The sequence below is a fragment of the Streptomyces sp. MBT65 genome, from assembly GCF_016612545.1.
Classification (GTDB): domain Bacteria; phylum Actinomycetota; class Actinomycetes; order Streptomycetales; family Streptomycetaceae; genus Streptomyces.
In genome coordinates this window covers 19,139-28,705 of record NZ_JAENRY010000198.1, presented here as the reverse complement: position 1 = coordinate 28,705, position 9,567 = coordinate 19,139, and the positions used below count along the sequence as shown (strand labels likewise).

Annotated in this window: 9 protein-coding genes; 6 read left to right on the top strand and 3 right to left on the bottom strand. The window is 71.7% G+C overall.

Features of this window, described 5'->3' with window-relative positions; translation table 11 throughout:
• Positions 1–224: 224 nt before the first annotated feature.
• Positions 225–1,325 (bottom strand): SDR family oxidoreductase, encoded by a 1,101-nt coding sequence (locus JHN63_RS34755; protein WP_200688348.1) that lies wholly within the window; start codon positions 1,323–1,325, stop codon positions 225–227.
• 58 nt (positions 1,326–1,383) lie between these two features.
• Positions 1,384–2,604, bottom strand: coding sequence for an aspartate aminotransferase family protein (locus JHN63_RS34750; RefSeq protein ID WP_200688346.1), 1,221 nt, complete (start codon positions 2,602–2,604; stop codon positions 1,384–1,386).
• Positions 2,605–2,866: 262 nt separating this feature from the next.
• Between JHN63_RS34750 and rpe the strand changes: the two genes are divergently transcribed.
• From rpe to JHN63_RS34725, 5 genes are all read left to right on the top strand, one after another.
• Entirely contained in the window at positions 2,867–3,553 is a 687-nt protein-coding gene (rpe, locus tag JHN63_RS34745; protein ID WP_200688344.1) for a ribulose-phosphate 3-epimerase, read from the top strand.
• A gap of 78 nt (positions 3,554–3,631) precedes the next feature.
• Positions 3,632–4,678, top strand: coding sequence for a sugar-binding transcriptional regulator (locus JHN63_RS34740; RefSeq protein ID WP_200688342.1), 1,047 nt, complete (start codon positions 3,632–3,634; stop codon positions 4,676–4,678).
• Between the two features lie 50 nt (positions 4,679–4,728).
• Complete coding sequence (locus JHN63_RS34735; protein ID WP_200688340.1) at positions 4,729–5,148, top strand: ribonuclease domain-containing protein; 420 nt, start codon at positions 4,729–4,731, stop codon at positions 5,146–5,148.
• Positions 5,145–5,462, top strand: a complete 318-nt coding sequence (locus JHN63_RS34730) for a barstar family protein (RefSeq protein WP_200688338.1) — start codon at positions 5,145–5,147, stop codon at positions 5,460–5,462. The genes JHN63_RS34735 and JHN63_RS34730 overlap by 4 nt, the downstream gene beginning before the upstream one ends.
• Before the next feature lie 35 nt (positions 5,463–5,497).
• On the top strand, positions 5,498–6,109 hold the full coding sequence (locus JHN63_RS34725) for a hypothetical protein (protein WP_200688336.1): 612 nt from the start codon (positions 5,498–5,500) through the stop codon (positions 6,107–6,109).
• A 21-nt stretch (positions 6,110–6,130) separates the two neighbouring features.
• Here the strand turns inward: JHN63_RS34725 and JHN63_RS34720 are convergent, their stop codons facing one another.
• The gene (locus JHN63_RS34720; RefSeq protein WP_200688334.1) at positions 6,131–7,645 is read right to left on the bottom strand and encodes a hypothetical protein; all 1,515 of its coding nucleotides are present in this window, start codon (positions 7,643–7,645) and stop codon (positions 6,131–6,133) included.
• Positions 7,646–7,850: 205 nt separating this feature from the next.
• On the opposite strand from JHN63_RS34720, the gene JHN63_RS34715 reads away from it, so the two are divergent.
• Complete coding sequence (locus JHN63_RS34715; RefSeq protein WP_200688332.1) at positions 7,851–9,293, top strand: GuaB1 family IMP dehydrogenase-related protein; 1,443 nt, start codon at positions 7,851–7,853, stop codon at positions 9,291–9,293.
• Positions 9,294–9,567 lie beyond the last annotated feature (274 nt).

Genomic DNA, 9,567 nt, shown 5'->3' with positions numbered 1-9,567 from the left:
CGGTGCGGGTCTCTCCCGTCGGCGGTGTGTGGCGGCTGCCGACGGGCGCGGCGGAGGGCGTGCGCCGATTGCGGGTGGGCATGGCCGGAGGTGTGCGCCCACCACTGGTGTGCCCGGCGAGGAGCGCGTGTCGACCACTGGTGTGCCTGGGCAGGAGTACGTGCCGACCTCCGGTGCGCACGACCGGCCGTACACGCCGGTCCGTGGTGTTCTCCGTTGGTGTCTCACGCCGATGCCCGGGTGCCGAGGCGGTCGGTGATCAGGCGGCGGACCGAGGCTCGCCAGGCGTCCTCGTTGGCCTGGGGGCCCGTCGTGGGGCCGAGGCCGGGGACGTCCGCGATCGAGCTGGGCAGGGGGTCCTCGTTGAAGAGGACGGAGGACATGTCCAGCAGGCGGTCCAGTCGGGTCTGGGCCCACTCGGGGACCACGTCGAAGAAGGCCGGGCGGACCAGGCGCTCGACGACGTCGGGTGCCAGCACGCGGAGCGGTCGGACCGTGATGCCCGCGTCCGCCGCCTCCTCGACGATCACCTGGACCAGGCGGTCGCAGGTCAGCGCGTGGGCCCCGCCGCTGAGCCAGTACTCGGCGGGGTGCGCGTCGTCGTCGAGCAGCGACACGATCGCCCGGGCCACCACGTCCTGCGGTACGAAGTCCACGTAGCTCGCCGGATCGCTCGGCACGAAGGGCAGGCGGTTGCGGAGCACCTGCTGGGCGAACGTGTGCAGCCCCTGAGGTTCGGCGATCTCCCCGGTCACGGAGTCGCCGATGATGATCGACGGGCGGACGACCGTCACCTTGCCGCCCGCCGCGGCGACCGCCTCCTCGCCGGCCATCTTGGAGGCCACGTAGTCCGCCGGACTGTTCCCGGCCCGCTCGGCGCGGTTGCCCCCGGCGGCCAGGATCTCCCGGTAGCGGGCCACGTACGCCGTGCTGACGTGGATCAGCGGGACACCGGCGTCGGCCGCGAACCGGGCCACCCGTCCGGCGCCCTCGACGTTCACCGTGTGCATCGAGGCACGGCCGGAGCCGAACGCGACCATGCCGGCGGCGTGCACCACCGCGTCGGTCCGCTCGCACAGTCGCCGGTAGGAGGCGAGGTCCAGCCCGAGCCGGGGACGGGTGACGTCCCCGGACACGACCTCACCGCAGGGGGAGGGGGGCCTGCGGTGCGTCAACGCGATCACGTGGTGGTGGCGCAGGTACGGCAGCAGGGCGGTGCCGAGGACGCCGCTGGCGCCGGTGAGCAACACGGTTCGTAAGGGCGGCGGGTCGAGTGAACTCGCCTTGTTCTCCGGGTCGTTGAGACGCTCAGGATGCGTCGGCATGGTCGTCAGCCTTTCGGGAGCCTTCGTGGCCGTAGCAATGGGCCGGGCGGAGCCGGGGTCAGGTCAGGGACTTCGCCATCGCGGACAGGGAGCCCTCGACGGCCTCCAGCAGTCGCGCCTCCTGCGCCGGGGAGAGCACGGCCGGCGGGGTCAGCCGGACGACCGGATGGGCGTTGAGGGAGTGGTTGACCACCACTCCGCGGTCGACCATCTCCAGCAGGAACTCGCCCGCCGCCCCCGCGTCCGCCAGCTCGATGCCGATCAGCAGCCCGGCCCCGCGCACCTCACGGACCAGGCCGGGCGCGCGGTCGGCGGCGACGGCCCGGAGCGCGGGAAGGAGCCGGGCGCCGATGGCGGCGGCGCGTTCGACCAGCCCCTCGTCCCGGACGACCCCGACGGTCGCGCTGACGGCGGCCATGGCGATCGGCGCGCCGGAATAGGTGGAGGTGTGCAGGAAGGGGTCGGCGTCGAACGGCTCGAACGCCTCCTGGGTGGCGAGCGTGGCCGCCACCGGCATCACCCCGCCCGACAGCGCCTTGCCCGTCACCAGCACGTCGGGCCGTACGCCCTCGGCCACACAGCCCCACCAGGAGCCGAGCCGGCCCAGTCCCGTCATCACCTCGTCGACCACCAGGAACGCCCGGTGTTCCCGGCACAGCGCGGCCACCGCCCCCAGATATCCGGCCGGCGGCACGATCACACCGGCCTCGCTCTGCACCGGCTCCACCACCACACACGCGTCCCCGCCACCGTCGCCCAGTACGGCGGCCAGCGCCCCGGTGTCACCGAACGGCACGTGGCGCACGTCCGGCAGCAGGGGCCGGAACGGGTCCTGGTAGAGCGCCTTCGCGGTCAGGGACAGCGCGCCGAGGGTCTTGCCGTGATAGCCGTTGCGCATCGAGACCAGCCGTCGTCTGCCGTGCGCGCGGGCCAGTTTCACGGCGGCCTCGACGGCCTCGGTCCCCGAGCCGGAGAAGTGCACCCGGTCCAGACCGGCCGGCGCGACCCCGGTGAGCGCTTCGGCGGCGAGCGCGGAGACGGGGTCGAGGAACAGCCGGGTGGACAGGGCCAGTCGCGCCGCCTGCCGCTGCACCGCCGCGACCACCCTCGGATGCCCGGCCCCGGCGAAGAACACGCCGTATCCACCGCAGTTGAGATACGTCCGCCCGTCGGTGGCGGTCACCTCCGCACCCCGCGCGGACTCCTCCACCACGTTCCCGAACATCGCCGCCAGCCGCCCACGCCCGCTGCTCAGATGCCGCGCATGCAGCGCGACCAAGTCACGTGTATCCGTCCGACTCACTACGTGTCCCCCCGCTGGTCACGTGCCACGTGACGCCGAGCATGGGCTCACCGCCCCCCAGGGTCACGCCGCAGTCCACTCACCGGAACAGCACTGCTTCGACCCCGCCCACACAGGGCGCCCCTGAAAGGGGCGCGGGGAACTGCGCACCTAGCTACAGCGAACCCGCACCCGGAAACACCGCCATCCCGAACGGACCGATGCGCCCAACCCCCGGAGGGCATGGCAGGCTTGGGCCATGGCCGTCCAGATCAACCCCAGCATCCTGTCCGCAGACTTCGCCCGCCTGGCCGATGAGGCCAACGCGGTGCAAGGAGCCGACTGGCTCCACGTCGACGTCATGGACAACCACTTCGTCCCGAACCTCACGCTCGGCGTGCCGGTCGTAGAGTCGCTGGCGCGGGCGACGGACACCCCGCTGGACTGCCATCTGATGATCGAGGACGCCGATCGCTGGGCGCCGCAGTACGTCGAGGCGGGGGCCTCCTCCGTCACCTTCCACGTCGAGGCGGCGGCCGCCCCCGTGCGGCTCGCCCGTGAGATTCGGGCCAAGGGCGCCCGCGCCTCCATGGCGCTCAAGCCCGCGACGCCCATCGAGCCGTACGAGGATCTGCTCCCCGAACTCGACATGCTGCTGATCATGACCGTGGAGCCGGGCTTCGGTGGCCAGTCGTTCCTCGACATCATGCTGCCGAAGATCCGCCGCACCCGGGAGCTGATCAGGAAGCACGGGCTGGAGCTGTGGCTGCAGGTCGACGGCGGGGTTTCGGCCTCGACGATCGAGCGCTGCGCGGAGGCCGGAGCCGATGTGTTCGTCGCCGGTTCGGCGGTGTACGGGGCTTCCGACCCGGCCGCGGCGGTACGTGCATTGCGCACACAGGCCGAAGCTGCCGTGAGCAAGGCATCCTGGGCGTGCGACCACTGAGCGGCAGGTATGTGAACGGCGGCCATCGAGGCTGATCAAGTACGCCGGATCTGCGAGGATGAACGGCGAACCCAGAGTGTGAACAGCAGTGAGGAGAACGCCGTGTCGGGTATGTCGGCGGGCCGGTCAGCCATGCGGATGGGACCCGCTGAGCTGGTGCAGGCGGCGGCCATGGCCCGCCGCTTCTACCTCGAGGGCAAGTCCAAGATCCAGATCGCGGAGGAGTTCGGCGTCAGCCGCTTCAAGGTGGCCCGGGTCCTGGAGACCGCTCTCGAACGGGATCTCGTACGGATCGAGATCCGAGTACCGGCCGAACTGGACGCGGAGCGCTCGGACGCGCTGCGTGCCCGGTACGGCCTGAGGCACGCCGTCGTGGTCGAGTCCCCGGCCGAGGTCAGCGAGGAGTCGCCCGATCCCGAGAACCTCGGGGAGGTCGCGGCCGACCTGCTCGGCGAGCTGGTCAACGAGGGCGATGTGCTCGGCCTCGCCTGGGGCCGGTCCACCATCCACATGGCGGCCGCCCTCGACCGGCTGCCGCCCTGCACGGTGGTCCAGCTGACGGGCGTGTACGACGCCGGGACCGCCGAGCGCGGCTCGGTCGAGGCCGTACGGCGGGCCGCGCAGGTGTCGGGCGGCGACGCCCACCCCATCTACGCGCCGATGCTGCTGCCGGACGCGGCCACCGCGGAGGCGCTGCGCCACCAGACGGGGATCGCCCGGGCCTTCGAGTACTTCGACAAGGTCACGGTCGCCTGTGTCTCCATCGGCTCCTGGGAGCCGGGCATCTCGACGGTGTACGACATGCTCAAGGACGAGGAGCGGGCGCACTACTCGTCCCTCGGTGTCGCCGCCGAGACCTCCGCGCACCTCTTCGACGCCGAGGGCCGCCGGGTCGGCCGGGACCTGGGCGAGCGGTGCATCACCGTCAAGGCGGACCAGTTGCGCCGTATCCCCGAGGTCGTCGCGATCGCGGGCGGGCAGCGGAAGGCGGCGGCGATCGACGCGGTGCTGCGGTCCGGTCTGGTCACCAGCCTGGTGACGGACACCGCGGCGGCGGACTATCTGATGACGGCCGGGTCCCCGCCGAAGTCGGCACTCAGCCGGACGGACCCCGACGGGATCTGACGGGCCCTGACAGCGGGTCGTGCGGGGACGGCCGTGGCAGCATCGGGCGCATGCTGCCGCGGTTCGTCCCCCGACCTCTGCCTGTCTCCCGGCCTCTTCTCGTACCCCGGGTCCTGCTCCTCTGCCGAGTTCTGCTCGTCTGCCTGGCCGTACTGCTGCCGGTCGGCTGTTCGGCCACGGCCACGAGCGGTGGCACGGGGACCGTCAAGGAGTCCCAACTCCCCGCCGAGGCACGGCGGACCATCACCCTCATCGAACGGGGCGGCCCCTTCCCGTACGCCAAGGACGGGGTCGTCTTCGGGAACTACGAGAAGCTGCTGCCCCAGCAGAAGCGCGGTTACTACCACGAATACACCGTCAGGACGCCGGGCTCGCGCGATCGCGGGGCCCGGCGCATTGTCACCGGGCAGGACGGCGAGATCTACTACACCGATGATCACTACAAGTCGTTCAGGACGGTACTGAGATGACGGAGCTCGCGGTCACCCTGGACCTCGACGGAGTCACGGACAAGGCCGGCCTGATGGACCGCTGCGTCCGCGCGCTGTCCCTGCCCGACTGGTTCGGCCGCAACTGGGACGCCCTCGCGGACAGCCTCGGCGACCACACGGTGTGGCCCGACGGCGCGGTGGAGCGGGGCCTGCTGATCGTCGTACGGAACTGGCAGCCGTACGCCAAGGCACGGCCCGACGAGTGGGAGACCGCGGTCGACGTCTTCGGCGACGCGACCGACCGCACACCGAACCTCTCCGTGGTTCTGGCGCTGGGCGGAGCCGGGCACTGACCCGATTGTCCGAGGCGGCTGGCAGAGTGTTCGGTATGGAGCAACAGGAGCAGCGCACGGCGGTCCGGCTGGTGGTCGTGGATCCGGATCTCGATGCGCAGTGCGACCGGGTGGAAGAGCACTTGCTGGCGCCCCTGGCCGAGTCCGTGGGCGGAGCGAGTGGGCACGCGCTGTTCGCGGACGGGCTCGCGGCCTTCCGGCGGGTGCGGGAGACACTGGCCGAGGCGGTGGCGCGAGGACCCAAGGTGTGGTCGCCGAACGGCCGTTGGGAACACGAGGGCCTGCGCATCGTCGAACTGCCCACCGAGGACACGGACTTGCTGTACGCGCTGCTGCGCGAGCTGTCCGGACTCCTCGTGGCACCGCCGGACCTGCCCGATCCCTCGGGTGTCATGGCCGTCGTGCGCGGCACGGTTCTGACCCCCGAGAAGACCGCCGTCGGACTGGTCGGCGCGCTGGCCCGGGTGCTGTCCCTGGTGGACCTCACGCCCGACGCCGATACGGCCGCCCTGTTCGCGGCGATCGAGGCGGGCGACGACGAGGACGTGCGGCTCAGCTACGGGCAGGACGAGGCGTGGCAGCGCCTCGCGCACCGGCTCACGATGCTGCTGACCGAGTCGGCGCCGTTGCATCGCTTCCTGTACTGATCCCTGTGCCTTTCCCTGGTTCTAGCGGGAACGCCTGCGGCGCCGGAGGACGAGGACCGCGCCGCCCAGCAGGGCGGTCCCGATGGCCGCGGCGGTGACGAGTGCCGTGCGGTACGCGCCGGTGGCGGCCCGGGCGCCGAAGGCGAAGGTGGTGCTGTCGTTCGACGCGCGCGGGTCGTGGAGGGCGATGCCGGCCGGGCCGGGGCGCACGGTCGCCGTGCCCTTGGCGCCGTCGTAGCTCTTGTCCGGCTGCACCGACAACACGGCTTCCACGTCCTTGCCGGCCCCGATACCGAACGGCACGGCGCACACGTAGTGCCGGTGGCCCGCCTCGAAAGGTGCCGTCGTGGTGGCGTCGACCCACACGAAGCAGGGGCCGTACGCGCTGTCCTCCGACTCCGAGTGCTCGTAGTCGGTCGCGACCGTGTGCGGGGGCAGGACCACGTCGACCTCGGCGACGTACTCCTGACTGTCGATCGCGTACACGGCGGCCGGGCCGTGGTCCGTGACGGTGAGGTTCAGCGTCCATCCGTCCGCGCCCGCGTCGGTGGCGGGCTTCGTCGTGGCCGTGGCCGCCAGATCCGCGAAGCTGTCGGCCGAGACACCGAGCCGGCCCGTGGCGCCGCTCCTCTCGAAGCCGTCTCCAGCTCCGGACGCGGGCACCAGGGTGAGCGCCGGCCCGGTGCCCGGTTCGGGGCTGCCGTCGGGTTGCACCCCGGGTTGGAGCAGCTCGACCCTGTAGTCGATCTTGGCGTTCAGGGCGTGCGCGCCGACCGTGACGGTCAGCGGGCTGCTCAGCCCGACGGTGGCGCCCGCGGCCACGGAGGCCGGGAAGACGCAGGTGACGGAGGTCGGGCCGGCGGGTTCGACGGGGTCGCTGCCGGTGCGGTAGCCGCAGTTGGAGAACGTCCGGTCGAAGACCGGACCGCCCGCCGCCACCCAGGTCACGGCGATCCGCCGGTCGGTGGCCAGGTTCCCGACGTTGCGCAGCCGGAGCGGCACGTCGATCCGGGCCCCGGTCCTGGCATGCGTCACCTCGGGCACCTTGCCGACGACCAGGTCGGGGACGCCGACGGTCACCTTGGCCCGTGCGGTGCCGCGGGTGCCGGGGCCGCCGGAGGCCGTGTAGGTGACCGTGCCGGTGGCGCCGAGGGCGGCGCCCGGGTCCGCCTGCACGGTGTAGTCGAGGTTCGACAGCTGGGAGAGGTCCTTGTTGACGCAGGTGAAGACCTGCCCGTCGGCCGTGCACCTCGGGTCGACGACCGCGATGCGCGCGATGCCGGCCAGGCCCCGGGCATCGATGACGAAGGTCTGGTGCACGGGCAGGGGAAGGTCCGGACTGCCGCCGTAGAACGACCAGACCACGTGCACCGACTGCGCGTCCGGCCCCACGTCGAGCCGGCTGTCCGCCTGGATCGTCGTGGGGCCCGGCGTCGGAAGGGGGGACGGACCGGCGGCCACGGCGGTCGCACCCGGCGCCAGGGCGAGCACCATGGCGATGAGCGCCGCCCCGAACAGCGTCCTGTGGGGAGTCATGCCCGTTCGATGCCCGAGGTGTCCCGAAGGTTGCCCACAGCTGAATCAAGGGTTCCTCCGGGCGTTTCCTCCAAGGCTGCCGTCGCCCCGCTCGGACGATGATCCGAGGCATGGCATTCCACCCGACATGGGACAATGAAGTACGTGCTCTTCCCCCTGGCTGACCTGTCCGGGGGTCACCTCGATCGACTGGGATGTGCGGCACGTGCGTTTCCTCAACGACATCCAGCCCCCGTACGACCTGACGTACGACGACGTCTTCATGGTGCCGCGCCGCAGCGCGGTCGGCTCGCGCCAGGGTGTGGACCTCAGCTCCCCGGACGGCACGGGCACCACCATCCCGCTGGTCGTCGCCAACATGACCGCCATCGCCGGACGCCGGATGGCCGAGACGCTGGCCCGGCGCGGCGGGCTCGTGGTCATCCCGCAGGACATCCCGATCGAGGTCGTCACCGAGGTCGTCTCCTGGGTGAAGAGCCGCCATCTCGTCCTGGACACCCCGATCCGGCTGGCCCCGCACCAGACCGTCGCCGACGCGCTGGCCCTGCTGCCCAAGCGCGCGCACAACGCGGGTGTCGTGGTGGACGAGGACCAGCGCCCGGTCGGTGTCGTCACCGACGCCGACCTCACCGGTGTGGACCGCTTCACGCAACTCGCCGAGGTCATGTCCCGTGACCTGCTGCTGCTCGACGCGGACATCGACCCGCGCGAGGCGTTCAACAAGCTGGACGGCGCCAACCGCCGCTACGCCCCCGCCGTCGACAAGGACGGCAAGCTCGCCGGCATCCTCACCCGCAAGGGCGCGCTGCGCGCCACGCTGTACTCACCGGCCGTGGACGCGGACGGCAAACTGCGGATCGCCGCGGCCGTCGGCATCAACGGCGACTTCGTGCAGAAGGCCAAGCAGTTGCTGGACGCGGGCGTGGACACGCTAGTCATCGACACGGCCCATGGTCACCAGGAGTCGATGATCAGCGCGATCCGGCAGGTGCGTGCCCTCGATCCGCAGGTCCCGATCGTGGCCGGCAACATCGTCGCCGCCGAGGGCGTCAAGGACCTCATCGAGGCGGGCGCCGACATCATCAAGGTCGGCGTCGGCCCCGGCGCGATGTGCACCACGCGCATGATGACCGGCGTCGGCCGGCCGCAGTTCTCGGCCGTCATGGAGTGCGCCGCCGAGGCGAAGAAGTACGGCAAGCACGTGTGGGCCGACGGCGGGGTCCGCCACCCGCGCGATGTCGCCATGGCCCTCGCGGCAGGCGCCTCGAACGTGATGATCGGCTCGTGGTTCGCGGGCACGTACGAGTCTCCGGGCGACCTCCAGCAGGACGCGAACGGCCGCCTCTACAAGGAGTCGTTCGGCATGGCGTCCGCCCGCGCGGTCCGCAACCGCACGTCGGACGAGTCGGCCTACGACCGCGCCCGCAAGGCGCTGTTCGAGGAGGGCATCTCCACCTCCCGCATGTTCCTCGACCCGGCCCGCCCGGGCGTCGAGGACCTGATCGACTCGATCATCGCGGGCGTCCGCTCCTCCTGCACCTACGCCGGCGCGGCCTCCCTGGAGGAGTTCGCCGAGCAGGCCATCGTCGGCATCCAGAGCGCGGCGGGCTACGCGGAGGGCAAGCCCCTGCACGCGAGCTGGAGCTGACCCAACTCCCTTTGCTACGGCCCCTGTTGTGCCGATGTTCGGGCTCGTCGGGGGCCGCTGGTGCGGTCTGGGTCTATCGCCCTGCACCGACGCCCGTGTGGGGAGACGGCCAACTCCCTTTGCGACGGCCCCTGTTGTGCCGACGTTCGGGCTCGTGGGGGGCCGCTGGTGCGGTCTGCGTCTACCACCCTGCACCGACGCCCGTGTGGGGAGATGGCCAACTCCCTTGCCTGCGGCCCCTGTTGTCCCGGCGCACGGGATATTCGGGGGCCGT